Source organism: Nonomuraea mesophila (genome assembly GCF_004352805.1).
Lineage (GTDB): Bacteria > Actinomycetota > Actinomycetes > Streptosporangiales > Streptosporangiaceae > Nonomuraea > Nonomuraea longispora.
The window spans coordinates 39,823-55,472 of record NZ_SMLD01000006.1; the positions used below are offsets into that span (position 1 = coordinate 39,823).

General features: G+C 72.5%; 11 protein-coding genes and 1 pseudogene. 5 read left to right on the forward strand and 7 right to left on the reverse strand.

Annotated elements, in window-relative coordinates; genetic code table 11:
* Positions 1-10 precede the first annotated feature (10 nt).
* From E1295_RS50635 to E1295_RS03805, 4 genes are all read left to right on the forward strand, one after another.
* Entirely contained in the window at positions 11-727 is a 717-nt protein-coding gene (locus E1295_RS50635; protein ID WP_246079822.1) for a TetR/AcrR family transcriptional regulator, read from the forward strand.
* The gene (locus tag E1295_RS03800; RefSeq protein WP_132628246.1) at positions 724-3,255 is read left to right on the forward strand and encodes a PEP/pyruvate-binding domain-containing protein; all 2,532 of its coding nucleotides are present in this window, start codon (positions 724-726) and stop codon (positions 3,253-3,255) included. The genes E1295_RS50635 and E1295_RS03800 overlap by 4 nt, the downstream gene beginning before the upstream one ends.
* A gap of 14 nt (positions 3,256-3,269) precedes the next feature.
* Positions 3,270-3,413 (forward strand): hypothetical protein, encoded by a 144-nt coding sequence (locus E1295_RS48460; RefSeq protein WP_166427061.1) that lies wholly within the window; start codon positions 3,270-3,272, stop codon positions 3,411-3,413.
* Between the two features lie 284 nt (positions 3,414-3,697).
* Positions 3,698-5,680, forward strand: a complete 1,983-nt coding sequence (locus E1295_RS03805) for an elongation factor G (RefSeq protein ID WP_220448524.1) — start codon at positions 3,698-3,700, stop codon at positions 5,678-5,680.
* On the opposite strand, the gene E1295_RS03810 is transcribed toward E1295_RS03805, so the two are convergent.
* Together E1295_RS03810 and E1295_RS50640 are read right to left on the reverse strand one after the other, a co-directional pair.
* Entirely contained in the window at positions 5,677-6,423 is a 747-nt protein-coding gene (locus E1295_RS03810; RefSeq protein ID WP_132628248.1) for an intradiol ring-cleavage dioxygenase, read from the reverse strand. The two genes, E1295_RS03805 and E1295_RS03810, sit on opposite strands and share 4 nt — an antisense overlap.
* Before the next feature lie 211 nt (positions 6,424-6,634).
* Positions 6,635-7,282, reverse strand: coding sequence for a zinc ribbon domain-containing protein (locus E1295_RS50640; protein ID WP_342775828.1), 648 nt, complete (start codon positions 7,280-7,282; stop codon positions 6,635-6,637).
* A 128-nt stretch (positions 7,283-7,410) separates the two neighbouring features.
* On the opposite strand from E1295_RS50640, the pseudogene tnpA reads away from it, so the two are divergent.
* A pseudogene (gene tnpA / locus E1295_RS03820) lies at positions 7,411-7,608 on the forward strand (IS200/IS605 family transposase); the annotation flags it as partial.
* Positions 7,609-7,767: 159 nt separating this feature from the next.
* Here the strand turns inward: tnpA and E1295_RS03825 are convergent.
* The 5 genes from E1295_RS03825 to E1295_RS03845 form a co-directional block, all read right to left on the reverse strand.
* Positions 7,768-8,343 (reverse strand): hypothetical protein, encoded by a 576-nt coding sequence (locus tag E1295_RS03825; RefSeq protein WP_132628249.1) that lies wholly within the window; start codon positions 8,341-8,343, stop codon positions 7,768-7,770.
* A gap of 41 nt (positions 8,344-8,384) precedes the next feature.
* The gene (locus E1295_RS03830) at positions 8,385-9,116 is read right to left on the reverse strand and encodes an SDR family oxidoreductase (RefSeq protein ID WP_132628250.1); all 732 of its coding nucleotides are present in this window, start codon (positions 9,114-9,116) and stop codon (positions 8,385-8,387) included.
* 33 nt (positions 9,117-9,149) lie between these two features.
* Entirely contained in the window at positions 9,150-9,995 is an 846-nt protein-coding gene (locus E1295_RS03835; protein ID WP_132628251.1) for an oxidoreductase, read from the reverse strand.
* Positions 9,996-10,096: 101 nt separating this feature from the next.
* Complete coding sequence (locus E1295_RS03840; RefSeq protein ID WP_132628252.1) at positions 10,097-10,972, reverse strand: helix-turn-helix transcriptional regulator; 876 nt, start codon at positions 10,970-10,972, stop codon at positions 10,097-10,099.
* A gap of 87 nt (positions 10,973-11,059) precedes the next feature.
* Positions 11,060-15,616 carry a caspase, EACC1-associated type gene (locus E1295_RS03845; RefSeq protein ID WP_132628253.1) on the reverse strand — a complete coding sequence of 1,519 codons (4,557 nt, stop codon included), beginning with the start codon at positions 15,614-15,616 and terminating at the stop codon, positions 11,060-11,062.
* Positions 15,617-15,650 lie beyond the last annotated feature (34 nt).

Genomic DNA, 15,650 nt, shown 5'->3' on the forward strand with positions numbered 1-15,650 from the left:
GGTGAGATGAATGGTCAGGCCTGGACGACCTCCGCAGGATCCGGCGCGTCAGCGGGAGCGGGCGCACCGGATCCTCGACGCCGCCACCGAGCTGGTCCTGCGGTGGGGCTACGACAAGACCACGATCGACGACGTCGCCAAGCGCGCCGGCGTCGCCAAGGGCACCATCTACCTGCACTGGAAGACCCGCGACGCGCTGTTCACCGCGCTGCTGCGCCGCGAGCGGGTCCTCATGCTGGACGACGTGCGCCGCAGTGAGCCCGCCACGCTCAGCGCGCTCTACGGCGCGTTCGCCCGCGAGCTGCTGCGCCGGCCCCTGCTCCACGCGCTGCTGGGCGAGGACTCCGAGGTGCTCGGCAAGCTGACCCGCCAGAAGCGGCGCGGCGCCGGCTCGCCCGACCTGCTGCCCGCCCTTGGCTCCTACATGACCGAGCTGATCAAGCGCGGCGCCGTGCGCGAAGAACTGGGCGAGCACGCCATGGTGGCCGGCTCCGTCCTGTACGGGTTCCTGTTCCTTCCCGAGGGCATGCAGGGCATCGCCCGCCCCTCCGACGACCGGGTCGCCGACCTCGTGGCCGACACCATCGAGCGCACTATGAGCACCGGCCGCCCGCTCTCCGGCGACGACGCCGACGCCGTGGCGCGGGCCACGCTCGGCTTCCTCGACGCCGTCACGGAGATCGCGCAGACCAAGCTGGAGACCTCGATGGACGGGAGCATCCGATGAGGGCCGTGATCCCCCTCGATGACGCCGCCGCCGACCTCGCGACAGCGGGCGGCAAGGGCGCCTCGCTGGCGAGGCTGGCCAGGGCCGGGCTGCCCGTCCCCGGCGGGTTCCACGTCACCACCGGCGCCTACCGCGCGTTCGTGGCCGGGTTCCGCGACGAGATCCTCAGGGCTTCTTCCGCCGACCCCGCCGCGATCGCGCGGATGTTCGCCGAGCACGACATGCCCGCCGGGATCGCCGAGGAGATCCGCCGCGCGTACGCGGCGCTCGGCGACGACGTGCCCGTCGCCGTCAGGTCCTCAGCCACGGCCGAGGACCTGCCCGGCATGTCGTTCGCCGGGCAGCAGGACACCTACCTCAACATCAGGGGCGACGCCGTGCTCGACGCGGTCAGGCGCTGCTGGGCCTCGCTGTGGAACCCGCGCGCCATCGCCTACCGCGACCGGAACGGCGTCCCCCACGACGAGGTGGCGCTGGCCGTGGTGGTGCAGGAACTGGTCGACGCGGAGGCGGCCGGCGTGATGTTCACCGCCGACCCGGTCACCGGCGCCCGCGACGAGACCGTGATCAACGCCTCGTGGGGGCTGGGCGAGGCGGTCGTCGGCGGGCAGGTCACCCCCGACACGGTGGTCGTGTCCGGCGGCGCCGTCGTCCGGTCGCGCACCGGCGACAAGACGGTCATGACCGTCCGCACCCCCACGGGCACGCAGGAGCAGCCCGTGCCCGCCGGCCTGCGCGGCGAAGCCGTGCTCGACGCCGCGCAGGCCGTCGAGCTGGCCGGGATCGGCGCGCGGATCCAGGAGCTTTACGGCACGCCCATGGACGTCGAATGGGCCCTGCGTGACGGCGCGTTCGCCGTCGTGCAGGCCCGCCCGATCACCGGCCTCGCCCCCGAGGTCGAGGAGTGGAACGACAGCCTCAAGGGCGACTACTTGTGGACCGGCGGCAACCTGGGCGAGGCCATCCCCGACGTGATGACGCCGCTGACCTGGTCGTTCGTGCGGCTGTTCATCGCCGAGGCGATGTCCGCCTCGACCCTGCCCGGCTTCGACCTGGTGGGCAACATCGGCGGCCGCTTCTACATGAACCTGAGCGTCGTGCACTCCATCGCCACGGCCCTGGGCATGAAAGGCCGGCTCGGCGCGATCGAGCAGGTCTTCGGCAAGGTCCCGCCCGGCCTCGACGTGCCGCTGGTGAACACCTCCCGGTGGGAGATCCTCCGGCGCGTGCTGCCCATGGCCGTGCGCATCCGCCGCCGCGTGCGTACGAACCTCAAGGGCATGCACGCCTTCCTGGCCACGTCCCAGCAGCGCTGCGAGGAACTGCGGGAGCGGATCGCCGCCACCGGCTCGGCCGCCGCGCTGGCCACGCTGTGGGAGACGGAGATCCGGCCGCACACGGTCACCGCCTGCAGCATGCTGGAGGCGGCCGGCCGTCAGGGCGGCACGACGCTGGTCTTCACCCGCGACCGCCTGCGCAGGCTGATGGGCGAGGTCGACGCCGAGGCCATGCTGACCGGCGTCACCACCGGAGGCGAGCTGGCCAGCCTGGGCCCGGTGACGGGCCTGTCCAGGCTGGCCAGGGGAGAGATCACCCGGGATGAGTTCGCCCGCACGTACGGGCACCGCGGCGCCCACGAGTTCGAGGTGTCGAAGCCGCGCCCCGGCGAGGACCCCGCCTGGATCGACGCCCAGCTCGCGGGCCTGCGCGACCTGCGGGACGGCACGGAGGCGCTGCTCGCCCGGCAGGCCGAGGCCAGGGAGGCGGCGTGGCGGCGCTTCGCCGGACGTCACCCCCGCAAGGAGGCCAGGATGCGCGCCCGGGTCCAGCGGTGGGCCGCCGTGGTGCGCGACCGCGAGGCGACCCGTTCGGAGAACATCAGGGCCTTCTGGGTGCTGCGGGCGTTCGCCCTGCGCGCGGGGGAGCTGACCGGCAGGGGCGACGACGTGTTCTTCCTGTCCCTGGAGGAACTGCTCGCCCTGCTGCGCGGCGACCCGTCGGCGCTGGAGCGGGTGCCGGTGCGGCGGGCCACCTACGAGCGGTACGCCGCGCTGCCGCCCTATCCGGCGCTGATCGTCGGCCGCTTCGACCCGGTGCGCTGGGCCGCCGACCCCGGCCGCCGGGCCGACCTCCACGACGCGCGCGGGGCCTCCGTCTCCGTGAGCGACACCGTGACCGGCTTCCCCGGCGCTCCCGGCGTGGTCGAGGGGATCGCCCGCGTGCTCTCGGGTCCCGAGGAGGGACAGCGGCTCAGGCCGGGCGAGATCCTGGTCACGACGCTGACGAACGTGGGCTGGACACCGATGTTCCCGCGGGCCGCGGCCGTGGTGACCGACCTGGGGGCGCCGCTGTCGCACGCCTCGATCGTCGCCCGCGAGCTGGGCATCCCGGCCGTGGTCGGCACCGGCAACGCCACCATGCGGCTGCGCGACGGCGACCGCATCAGGGTCGACGGCGAGCGGGGCACGGTCGAGTCGCTGGAGCCACAAGTCTCCGCCAAGGCGGTCGCGTCCGCGGACGAGGTGTGATCACGTCGTTCGACATGATCGACCAACCGAACCCAGACGACGAACGCGAGCTGGAAGCGCGCTGCGCCCGCTTCAGGATCGCCAAGCAGGAGCTCGACCGGGCCGTACGGCGGCAGGGAGAGACGGAGAAGGAGGACGAAGCCGGCTCGGCGGCGTGAGGTGAGGAGTCCTGGCGCGGTGGTCAGTCCTCGCACCCGTCCTCGCGCAGCTTCTCGAGGACGTGCGAGCGCTGCGCGAAACCGCGGCGCAGCGCCGCCACGGGGTCCTCCGGCGGCCCCGGGTCGGGAATCTCGACGTACAAGAAAAACCGATTGCCGTACGGCCGCGGTTCTGGTGTGCTGACCCGACCCGAACGAACAGAGGAGCACCAGCATGCGAGCGCCGGCCATGTCCGCCCAGGAAGGAAGTTTCATCTCGACAAAGGACATGACGTTCGGTGCGTATGCTCAATCTCGGAATCCTCGCGCATGTAGACGCCGGTAAGACCAGCCTGACCGAGCGGCTGCTGCACGCCGCCGGTGTCATCGACGAGCCCGGCCGCGTCGATCAGGGCAACACCCAGACCGACTCCCTGGCTCTGGAACGGCAGCGCGGCATCACGATCAAGTCCGCGGTCGTGTCGTTCGCCGTCGGCGGCACCACGGTCAACCTCATCGACACGCCCGGCCACCCCGACTTCATCGCCGAGGTGGAGCGCGTGCTGAGCGTGCTCGACGGCGCGGTCCTGGTCGTCTCGGCCGTCGAGGGCGTGCAGCCGCAGACCCGCGTGCTCATGCGCACGCTGCGCCGGCTCGGCATCCCCACGCTCGTCTTCGTCAACAAGATCGACCGCCGGGGCGCCGACCCCGAGCGTGTGCTGGGCGAGCTGGCCGACAAGCTCTCCCCGGCCGTCGTCCCCATGGGCTCCACCGCGGGGGAGGGCGCGGCCGGCGCGTCCTTCACGGCGTTCGGGGACGAACCCGCCTTCGCGGCCCGCCTGCTCGACGTGCTCGTGGAGCACAACGAGGCGCTGCTGGCCGCGTACGTGCACGACGAGGGCTCCGTCTCGTACGCCGGGCTCCGCGCCGAGCTCGCCGCCCAGACCGGGCAGGCGCTGACGCACCCCGTGTTCTGCGGCTCGGCGATCACCGGCGCCGGCGTGGACACGCTGATCGCCGGCATCCAGGAGCTGCTCCCGCCGGCCGGCGGCGACCCCGAGGGCCCGCTGTCCGGCACGGTCTTCAAGGTCGAGCGCGGCCCCGCGGGAGAGAAGATCGCCTACGTGCGCATGTTCTCCGGCACGATCCGCACCCGCGACCGGCTGAGCTTCGCCCGCGAAGGGGAGTACGGCCAGGCCCGCGAGGGCAAGGTCACCGCGATCGGCGTCTTCGACGGCGGCACCTCGGAACAGCGCCCAGAGGTGGGCGCGGGCCGCATCGCCCGGCTGTGGGGCCTGGCCGACGTGCGCATCGGCGACACGATCGGCCTGCCGCGCAAGGCCGAGGTGCAGGGCCACTTCGCGCCGCCGACGCTGGAGACGGTCGTCTCCCCGGTCAGGCCGGGAGACAAGGGCGCGCTGCACCTGGCCCTCGCCCAGCTCGCCGAGCAGGACCCGCTGATCGCCCTGCGCCAGGACGACGTACGCCAGGAGGTGTCGGTCTCCCTCTACGGCGAGGTGCAGAAGGAGGTCATCCAGGCCACGCTGCTCGACGACTACGGCATCGACGTCACCTTCCGCGAGACGACCACCATCTGCGTCGAGCGGCCGGTCGGCACGGCGGCCGCGATGGAGCTGATCGGCAAGGAACCCAACCCGTTCCTCGCCACCGTGGGGCTGCGCGTCGAGCCGGGCCCGCGCGACAGCGGGGTGGAGTTCCGGCTGGAGGTGGAGCTGGGGTCGCTGCCGTACGCGTTCATGAGGACGATCGAGGAGACCGTGCACGAGACGCTCCGGGAGGGCGTGCACGGCTGGCAGGTCGTCGACTGCGTGGTCACCCTGACCCACACCGGCTACTACGCCAGGCAGAGCCACATGGGAGGCGGGTTCGACAAGAGCATGTCGAGCACCGCCGGCGACTTCCGCAACCTGACGCCGCTGGTCCTGATGAGCGCGCTGGCGCGGGCCGGCACCAGGGTGGAGGAGCCGATCCACGGCTTCCGCATCGACCTGCCCCCGGACACCGCCGGTCAGGTCCTGCCCGTGCTGGCCCGGCTGGGCGGAATGCCGCGCGCCCAGTTCCCCGGCATGCTGGGAGGTGACATCCCCTCGGCGGGGGTGCACGCGCTGGAGCAGCAGCTGCCGGGGCTGACGCGGGGTGAGGGCGTGCTGGAGTGCGACTTCATCGGATACCGGCCCGTACGCGGTCCGGCCCCCGACCGGCCGCGTACGGACCACAACCCGCTCAACAGGAAGGAATACCTCCTGCGCGTGGTCCGGCGGGTTTAGCGGCCGTCGGGGGCGGCGGACAACACGATCGCGCCGAGGTAGCCGTCGCCGTCCTGCACGACCGTCATCAGCATGCCGTCGCGGAAGTCCTCGTCCTCGTCGTTGGACGTGTCGCGCCCCGGGTGCGCGGAGTACGGCGGCCTGGCCAGGACCGCGGCGTTGACCGACTCGTCGAACATCAGCTGCGTGCACAGCACACGTCTGTCGCTGACGTGGACCATGGCGTGGATGTGCACGGTGCGGCCCGGGTACCAGCCCGGCCAGATGGTGGTGAACTGCACGATACCGTCGGAGTTCGTCACCTGCGCGCCCCGCAGGTAACGCTTGTCGTCCGAAGGAGTCATGTCGGTCATGAGCGGCTTGTCGAGGCTGCCGCCCTTCGACTCCTTCTCGGCACCCGAGTACAACCCGGCCGCGTCGCAGTGCCAGATCTCCACCACGGCGTCGCGCAGCGGCCGGCACGTACCGCTGTCCTGGACCCTGATGCCCAGCCGCAGCCGCACGCCCGGCTTGCCCTCGCGGATGTCGCTGCGGATCTTGCCGGCGTCGAAGTAGAAGGGTCCTTGCGTCGCGCTGGGCGTCAGCGTGCACGTGCCGGCGCCGGCGAGCAGCGAGGAGAGATCCGTGGTCACCGTGCCGGCCCTGGCGCCGGAGGCCGACAACAGGCCGCCGAGCCCGAGCGAGCTGACACCGGCGATCAGCCGCCGCCGGCTGACGCGCCGGCCCTCATGATCGTGTCGCACTGGAGTTCCTTCTGGGCGTTCCGTCCCTCCGTACGAACTTCTCACGGAACGACGCAAATACCCCGAAGGCGCGGCGGTGACCAGGCGTTTTCGTGTACGAGTCGCGCGGACCGTACGACGCCATGGAGCTGTCCGTCAGCTACTCGGCCGTGAACTGAACAACCGAGCTTGCAGTTCTTCGCCGTCGATGGCTTCGACGGCGAAGTCCACGTCAGGCAGCGTGACTCACTGCCCAGCCCGTCTCACCGCGTGAGGCGATGTTGCGGGCTGCGTTGACGTCGGCGTGCTCAGCGAAGCCGCACGACGTGCATGAGAAGGTTTCCTGGTCGGGCCGGTTGTTTCTGTCCACGTGCCCGCAGGCCGAGCACTGCTGGCTGGTGTAGGACGGGTCGACGTGGATGACGGTCCGGTGCGTTCTGCCTCGGTCACGATCTGCTTGGCGATGACATGATTGGTGTTGGCGCCGAAGCGCGCCTCGGCCCGGCGCCGCTTTTTCAGCAGCCGCTTGGCCGATTTGGTGGCCTTGGCCTGCAACCGGCGTCGCAGCTCGCGCCGCCGGTGGCGGACCGCGTTCAGTTTCTTGCCGCAATGCCGGGTGCCGGTGCTGGTGGTGGCGATGTTGGGGATGCCCAGGTCCACGCCCAGGAAGCCGTCCGGCAGACTCACCGGCCGGTCGGGAAGGTCGCAGGTCGCGATCAGGAACCACATGCCGTCCCGGCAGACCAGGTCGGACTCGCCCTTCCGGTAGGCCGACAGGGTCTTGACCTGCTCGGCGGAGGCAGTGAACGTCAGGTCTTTCAGCCTCCCGGCAACCGTCCAGATCGACACCGTCCGCGCGTCGATCTGCCAGGACAAACATCGGTCATCGAAGGGCTGAGCGGCGTCGGGACGGAAGGCGATCGGCTTGGACTCGGCTTTGAGGCGTCGCGCTGAGCCCGCCTTGCCCAGGTTCCCGGCCCGCAGGTTGGCGTGCAGGACGGCGTAGGCGAGGTCGCGCTCTCCACCTTGGTCAACTCTCTCAAAGGCGTCTCGGCCCGGCTGCTGCGCAAGGAGTACGGCGCTCATGTCCGCCGCTACCTCTGCGGCGGCCACTTCTGGTCACCCGGCTACTTCGCCGCCTCCTGCGGAGGCGCACCCCTGTCGATCATCAAGGAGTACATCGACAATCAGAAGCGACCAGGCTGAGCCGCTCACGCGAAACCAGCCGTCACGGCACCGCTCCGGCCTAGGGGCGGCCTGGGGGCCCCTCCCGCGCTGTCGTTTCCTCCCAGGCGTGAACGCCCGGGGTTCCACACCAGATCCTGCTGAACCGGTGTGCTCCACGACGGCATGTGAAGGGCGGGTTCAGGGGGCCGGCGGGCCGTAAATCTCCGGGATGCCGCGCCTGATCGCCGTCACCGTCTCCTCGGGCGTCATCGCCGTGCTGTCGACCCCCAGGTAACGGTAGCCGTCCGGGTCGTCGGCGATGGCCGTGTCGCGGGTGTCGGCCAGGTCCACCAGGTCCCGCCACTCCTGCGTGGTCCGCTTGGCGCGGGTGAGCCTGCGGCGCCGCCGTTCATCCCCCTCCACCAGCAACTCGACCAGGTAGACCTCGTCCACCTCGGGCACGAGCTCGCGGAAACGCAGGTAGTCGTCGCGGGTCAGGAAGAAGCTGCCCGCGATGACGTTCGGGTAGCCGGCGGCCCAGTAGTTGCGGACGAGGGCCGCGACGTTGGACCGGAGCAGGTGCCAGAACGCCTCGTCGTAGCGGCACGGGTTGACCTGGCCCAGGTCCTCGCCGTCGACCCTCGCCCCGTGCGGCGTGAGCGGCAGCAGCGCACGAATGATCGTGCTCTTGCCCGCGCCTTCCCGCCCCGAGACGAGGATCAGGTGGCGGGCGGCGGGCCTGTGCGATAACAAGATCTCATCGAATGCGGACACGATGCATCAGCCTGCCACACGGTCCCGCCGCCGGGCAGGGGTCAGCGTTGCCGCGCCGGGCGGATGATGAGCTCGTTCACATCCACCTCCGGCGGCCGGCCGACCGCGTACGCGATGGCGTCGGCGATCGCCGACGGCGGGATCGTGTCGGCCCGGTAGGTGCGCATGGCCTCCTGGGCGCCGGGCTCGGTGATGGTGTCCGCCAGCTCCGACTCCACGACGCCCGGCGAGACGGTGGTGACGCGGATGCTCGGGTCGAGCTCCTGGCGCAGGCCCTCGGTGATGGCCCACGCGGCGTGCTTCGTGGCGCAGTAGACCGCGCCCGTCGGCACGACCTCGTGGGCGCCGACGGAGGCGACGGTGACGAAGTGGCCGCTGCCCTGCCGCTGGAAGTGCGGGAGCGCGGCGGCGATGCCGTACAGCAGGCCGCGCACGTTCACGTCGATCATCCGATCCCACTGCTCGACCAGCAGGGAGTCGAGCCGGGACAGCGGCATCACGCCCGCGTTGTTCACGATCACGTCGATCCGGCCGTGCTGTTTCGCGGCGGTGTCGGCGAACGCGGCGACGTCCTCGCGGTCGGTCACGTCGAGGCGGTGCACGTCGGCCGTGCCGCCGCCCTCCTTGATCCGGGCGGCGAGGTCGTCGAGGCGGTCGGTACGGCGGGCGCCGATGACGACGTGGTGCCCGTCACCGGCCAGCCGCAGCGCGGTGGCCTGGCCGATGCCGCTGCTGGCGCCGGTGATCAGAATGATCTTCTCGTTGGTGGTCATGTCGTGTTTCCCCTCCTCTTTCAGGACATGGGCTTATTCCGGGAAGTCGGCGCTGAGCGTGAGGTCACGCCAGGCGTCGAACCCGGTCCTGAGGGTGTCCAGCCGGGCCGACGCGACGTCGTACGCCGCCCTGCCCAGCAGCAGGCGGAGCGGCGGCTCGTCGGCTCCGACGACGGTGATGATCGCCTGGGCGGCCCGTTCCGGGTCGCCCGGCTGGTTGCCGTAGGTGGCCAGCGTGGCGGCGCGGCGCACGCCCGCCGTCTGCGCGTAGTCGTCGATCCGTAGGGAAGACTCGCGCATGGAGGGCCCGGACCAGTTGGTACGGAACCCGCTCGGCTCCACGATGGTGACCTTGACGCCCAGCGGAGCCACCTCGGCCGCCAGCGACTCCGACAGCCCCTCCACGGCGAACTTGGTGGCGTGGTAATAACCGGTCGCGCCGAAGGCGGCCAGGCCGCCGAGCGACGAGACGTTCACGATGTGGCCGGAGCGGCGGGCGCGCATGCCGGGGAGCACGGCCTTGGTGACGTCCACCAGGCCGAGCACGTTCGTCTCGAACAGCGCGCGGACCTCGTGGTCCTCGCCCTCCTCGATGGCGGCCAGGTAGCCGTACCCGGCGTTGTTGACCAGGACGTCGATGCGGCCGAACGTGGACTCGGCCCGCGCGACGGCCTCCTTGACGTGGTCCTGGTCGGTGACGTCGAGCCGCAGGGGCAGCGCCCGGTCACCGTGGCGGGCGGCCAGGTCCTTGACCTGCCCGGGGTCACGGGCGGTGACGGCGGCGCGTCCGCCGTCCTCCAGGACGGCGGTGGCCAGCGCCCGGCCGAGACCGGTGGAACAGCCGGTGATGAACCAGACAGGGGTGTCATCGGTGGTCATGCGTGAGGTCACTCCAATGCGGTGGTGTTCATGTGGTCGGTTCTCGGGCATGGCGAACTCGCGCGCCGGCCGGTCGGGCGGGCGCGTGGTTCGGCGGGGGATCAGTCCTCGGTGACGGGCGGTCGTCCGGCGGGGTGTGCCGGGCGGCGTACCGCGTCCTCGGCCGTCAGGCTGCCCAGCAGGGTCAGCGCCTCCTCAGAGGGGCTGCCGGGATCGGCCTGGTAGACGACCAGCTGCTGGCCGGGTGCGCTGTTGACGGTCAGCGACTCGTAGTGCAGCGTCAGCGCGCCCACCAGCGGGTGGCGGAACCGTTTGGTCTCGTGGGTCTTCTGGCGGATGTCGTGGCGGGCCCACAACGTGCGGAACGTCTCGCTCTTGAGCGACAGCTCGCCCACCACCTCGACCAGTTGCGGGTCGTCGGGGTCGGCACCGGCGCAGGCGCGCAGCCCGGCGACGGTGTTGACCGCCACCCGGTCCCAGTCGGGGTAGAACTCCCGGGCGTCCGCGTCGAGGAACACCAGCCGCACCAGGTCGTCGCTGTGGGTGTGTCCGGCGAACAGGGCCCTGCCGAGGGCGTTGCCCGCCAGCACGGTCAGGCAGCGGCCCAGCACCACCGCCGGCGTGTGCGGCCAGGCCTGCATCATGCGCAGCAGGTGGAGGCTGACCTGTTCGCGCCGGAGCGCCGGCCGCCGCCGCCCGGCCGCCGGGCCGGCCAGCCGGTGCAGGTGGGCGGTTGCGTCCTCCTCCAGGGCGAGGGCGCGGGCCAGCGCGTCGACCACCTGCGCGGACGGGTGGCGTTCGCGGCCCTGCTCCAGGCGTACGTAGTAGTCGGTGCTCACGCCTGCCAGCTGCGCCACCTCTTCCCGGCGCAGTCCCGCCACGCGGCGGCGCGTGCCGGACGGCAGACCCAGATCATCAGGCCGGAGCAGCTCGCGGCGGGCACGCAGGAACTGGCCGAGCAGGTTGTCCCTGTTCATACCTTCGAGGCTAAAACAGCGGACGCCCGAGCAGGAGCCCGGAGGGTGGGTGGGCTGCTCCCACGCTCCCTCCGGCCGGCGGCCGGATCAGGTCGCGCAGGGCGCTTTGTACGGGACACCGGGAAGGTACTGCGCCCACTCGGCCCTGGTGATCGTCATCCCCGAGGCCTCGCAGACGTTCGCCCGCGCCTGCTCCACGTCCAGCCCCCACAACTGGGTCGCGACGCCGGAGGTGCCCGCCAGGACCGTGCCGTCGGGGCCGAACTCGACGTCGTTCACCGAGCCCGACCCGGTGAGCACCGCCCACAACACCGGCCGGGCGCGGTCGGCGACGTTCCACACACGGATGGTGTCGTCGCGCGACGCCGTGGCGAGCATCTTGCCGCCCGCGTCGAACGCCGAGCCGGTCACGTCGGCGGAGTGACCGGGCAGGACCGACAGCCGTCGCGGTTGCCCGGGACGGGCGACGTCCCAGAGCCGGGTGGTGCCGTCGGTGGCGGTCGTGGCGAGCGTCTTGCCGTCCGGGCTGAACCGTACGTCGAGCACGCCGCCCGTGTGGGCGGGGAACGCGGCCAGCCGGCGCGGCTCCGCGGGCTTGGACACGTCCCAAAGCCGCACCTGGGAGGAGCGCGAGCTGGTCGCGATGACGCGGCTGTCGGGCCGGAACGCCACCGTGTCGAGCGTCTCGTCGGACATGCTCGGCGCCGCCACCCGCTTGGGGGCGGCGGGCGTGGACACGTCCCACAGGTAGAGCTTGCCGTCCTTGCCCGCCGTGACGACCTTCTTGCCGTCAGGGCTGTACGCCGCCGACCGCACGCCGTCCGTGTGCCCCTTGAGCGTCGTCACGAGCTTCGGCGTGGCGGGCTCGGAGACGTCCCACAACCGGGCGGTCCTGTCGAGCGAGGCCGTGACCAGGTGCTTGCCGTCAGGAGCGAACGAGGCCGCGACGACGGCGGCGGTGTGGCCCGACAGCGTCGACAGCGGCGTGGACACCGCGGGGTCGGAGATGTCCCACAATTTCACGCTCTCGTCGTCGGAGGCGGTGGCGAGGGTGTCGCCGTCCTTCGACAGGGCCAGCCCGCCGACGGTGGACGTGTGACCGGCGAGCCTGGCACGGGGCGCGACGCGGGCGGCGTTGGCGACGTTCCACAGGCGGGCCGTGCCGTCCACGGCGGAGGTCGCGAGGTTCTGGCCGTTCGGGCTGAACGCCACGCCGGTGACCGCGCCGCCCGCCCCCTCCAGCGTGGCGACGGACTGCGGCGAGCTCGGGCTGGACAGGTCCCACACGCGGGCGGTGCCGTCGGTGGAGGAACCGGCCAGGATCGTGCCGTCGGGGCTGAACGCCACGTCGCCGACCGTGGAGCCGTGCCCGCTCGCGGTGCCGACGAGCTTGGTGGCGGTGACGTTCCACAGGTGCACCTTGCCGGTGTCGGAGCCGGCGGCGAGGTAGACGCCGTCGGAGGAGAACGCCACGCTGGTGACCGCGCCGTCCTGCGAGGGCAGCACCGCGAGGCTGGTCGGCTTGGCGGGAGTGCGTACGTCGAGCAGCGCGACGCCGCCGGTGGCCGAGGTCACGGCGATGTAGTTGCCGTCGGGACTGAAGGCCACCTCGGAGATGCCGGAGCTCTGCTGGAGCACGGCCACGCGCTTGGGCTTGCGCGGGTCGGCGAGGTCCCACAGCAGGACCGTGCGGTCGGCGGACGCGGTGGCCACGATGGTGCCCTTGGGGCTGAACGCCACGGACGACACGCGGTCCTTGTGTCCCTTGAGCGTGGCCAGGCTCGCGGGCTTGGCGGGGTCGGAGACGTCCCACAGCCGGGCGGTCTCGTCGGCGGAGCCGGTGGCGAGGACCTTCCCGCTGGTGTTGAACGCCACCGTTTCGACGCTGCCCGTGTGTCCCTTCACGACGCCCAGGGCCTTCGGGCGGAGGGGGTCGGCGATGTTCCACAGCCGGGCCGTGAGGTCGCTGGACGCCGTGGCGGCCACGCGGCCGTCGGCGCGGTAGACCACACCCGAGACGGGCGCGGTGTGCCCGACGAGCCGCGCGCCGGCCGGACGCGTCAGCGTGCTGAGCAGCGCACCGCGGGCTTCAGGCGTGGGCGAGAGCTGGAAGGCACTGAGCGCGAGCTGCGCGGCGAGCGACGTGTCGGGCATGCGGGCGGCGGTGGCGGCGGCCTGGCGCGACAGGGCCTGGTCGCGCTGCGTGGCGGCCGTCGTGGCCTGGTCGCTCGCCTGGCCGCGTTGCACGAGCGCCACCACGGCGCCGCTCACGGCCACGAGCAGGAGCACCGAGAGGGCGGCGATCACCGCGCGGGCGACCTGTGCGCGGCGGTTCTGCCGCTGCTCCGACGCGTCGAGGAACTGCCGCTCCACCGGCGGGATCGCGTCCTGGGCGGGAGCGCCCGGCGGCGTGGTGCCCGCGGGGCCCGCCGGGCCAGGCGCGGGGCCATGGGCGGCGGGATCTCGGGTGGTGGGGCCCTGGACGGCTTTGACGGGACGGCCGCCCACCGCCGCGAGCGCGGCCGCGAGCCGGCCCGCGTCGTAGAGGTAGGCGGGGTCCTGCTCCTGCTGCTGCCAGAGCCGTGCGTCCTCGGTGAGCCGGCGCTGCACGAGCAGCCCGGCGCGGCCGGCGTCGACCCAGCCGCCGAGCCTCGGCCAGGCCCGGATGAGCGCCTCGTGGGTGATCTCGGCCTCGTCGTCGTGCACGGTGACCAGCCGGGTGCGGACGAACTCGGCCAGCACCTGCGCCGCCACCGACGGGTCGCCCGGCAGCAACTCGGCGAGGGCGACCCGCCGTTTCGTACTGCCGATCCGGTCGTCCACCTGGACGAGCCGGATCAGCAGGTCGCGCGCCATCGGCTCGAACTCCGAACCCAGCCCGCGCAGGGTGTTCTCGGCACTCATCGCCAGCGCCCCGGTGATGCCGCCGGCCGAGCGGTAGCCGGAGACGGTCAGCACGCCGCCGGAACGCCGCTGCCAGGTGGCCAGCAGGGCGTGGGAGAGCAGCGGCAGAGGGCCGCCCGACCGTTCGAGCGCGTCGGCGTTCGCCTGGAGGTCCTCCAGGATGAGGTCGGTGAGCCCGGACTCCAGCGAGAGGCCGGAGCTCAGGGCGGGCTCCTCGATCACCACGCGCAGCTCCGCCCCCGTCATGGGCGCCACGACCTCGGGCCGCTTCATGGCCTCCAGCAGGCCCGGATAGGCCGAGCAACGCCCGAAGAAGTCGGCGCGCACGGCGATGACGACGGCCGCGTTCCTGGCCATCTCGGCGAGCGCCGCGACGAACCGGCGCCGGGTCCGCTCATCGGCGCAGGCGATGAACAGCTCCTCGAACTGGTCGACCACCACCAGCGTGCGCCCCTTGGCGCCGGTGAGCGCCCGCCGCGCCGCGCTGGGATCGGACTCGACGATCTCGCGCAGCCGCTCGGGCGGGCCGCCGCCGAACGCCGCCAGCTCGCGCGCCAGCGCCGCGATCGGCTGCGCGCCGGGCGTCAGCACGACGCACGACAGCTCGTCGCCGAGGTCGCCCCGCATGGCCGGGATCAGCCCGGCCCGCAACAACGACGACTTCCCGCAGCCCGACGCGCCGGTGACGATGAGCGGCCCGCCGGCCTCGAACGCCTGCGAGCCGACGACGACGGGCGGAGGGTCCTCCTTCAGGGCCTGCCGCACCCGCGTGGCCAGCGACCTCGTCGCGCTCTCCCGGCCGAAGAACAGCTCGGCCTGCTCGGCCGCGTAGGGGACCAGGCCGCGGTAGGGGCTGGACAGGTCGCCGGGCGAGGCGATCGGCGGGCCGGAAGAGGGGCGGTGGGCCGTCTCGGCGGGGTTGCGCGCGAACGGCGGACGTTCGCCCAGCGGGGCGGTCTGGCAGCGCGGCCGGGGGAACCCGCCCTCGGGCAGCACGCGGGCCAGGTAGTGGTGGGCGTGGTCGAGGGTTAAGTCGTGCGGCCCCGTGGGATCGCCTTCGTTCAGCAGCCGCAGCAGCGCGCCGCTGAGCGCCGTGTGCCGGACGCCGGGCAGCGCCCACGAATGCTCGTCCACGGCGGACGACGCGAGCACGTAGGCGCCCGGCCAGGCCCCGTCGACGGCCTTCTCCAGCGCCCCCTCCAGCGCCCCCTCCAGCGCCTTCGCCGGCACCGGCCGGCCCGCGCCGGTGAAGCAGCAGTCGAGGACCACGACGGTGAGCCCGGCCCGCGAGGACGACAGGATGTCGCGCACCGCGGAGAAGGGCAGCGCCTGGTAGCCGGGCACCCCCTCGCCGAGGTCGACGGTGGCGCGGGTCGCCAGGTGCAGTTCGTCGTCGGGCCCGAGGACGGCGTGCCCGACGAAGTGGAACATCAGCACGGACGTGGCCTCGCGCGCCGCCCGCTCCAGCGCCTCGCCCAGGGTGGCCGGGTTGGCCGGGTCCAGCAGGACGTTCAGGCCGGAGGACGCCAGCCCCGCCCGCTCCACGAGGCACTGGGCGACGTCGTTGACGGTCGGCGGCACGGCGGGCGCCTGCGGCAGCCGCGACGGCGCGTGGTGCGCGCCCGTGCCCGCGACCAGCACGCGGGCGCCTTCGTCCGACAGCAGCAGGGACGGACCGCTTCGCCGTGGAGGCCACACCAGCCGGAGCTTCTCGAGCGTCGCAGCATTGTCCTCGGTCATCCGGCGCTCCACGGCATTGGGGAGATGGGTCGGG

Coding starts and splice junctions, on each gene's coding strand:
- E1295_RS50635 (WP_246079822.1), top strand. CDS start 11: ATGGTCAGGCCTGGACGACCTCCGCAGGATCCGGCGCGTCAGCGGGAG.
- E1295_RS03800 (WP_132628246.1), top strand. CDS start 724: ATGAGGGCCGTGATCCCCCTCGATGACGCCGCCGCCGACCTCGCGACA.
- E1295_RS48460 (WP_166427061.1), top strand. CDS start 3,270: ATGATCGACCAACCGAACCCAGACGACGAACGCGAGCTGGAAGCGCGC.
- E1295_RS03805 (WP_220448524.1), top strand. CDS start 3,698: ATGCTCAATCTCGGAATCCTCGCGCATGTAGACGCCGGTAAGACCAGC.
- E1295_RS50640 (WP_342775828.1), bottom strand. CDS start 7,282: ATGTTTGTCCTGGCAGATCGACGCGCGGACGGTGTCGATCTGGACGGT.
- E1295_RS03830 (WP_132628250.1), bottom strand. CDS start 9,116: ATGACCACCAACGAGAAGATCATTCTGATCACCGGCGCCAGCAGCGGC.
- E1295_RS03835 (WP_132628251.1), bottom strand. CDS start 9,995: ATGACCACCGATGACACCCCTGTCTGGTTCATCACCGGCTGTTCCACC.
- E1295_RS03840 (WP_132628252.1), bottom strand. CDS start 10,972: ATGAACAGGGACAACCTGCTCGGCCAGTTCCTGCGTGCCCGCCGCGAG.
- E1295_RS03845 (WP_132628253.1), bottom strand. CDS start 15,616: ATGACCGAGGACAATGCTGCGACGCTCGAGAAGCTCCGGCTGGTGTGG.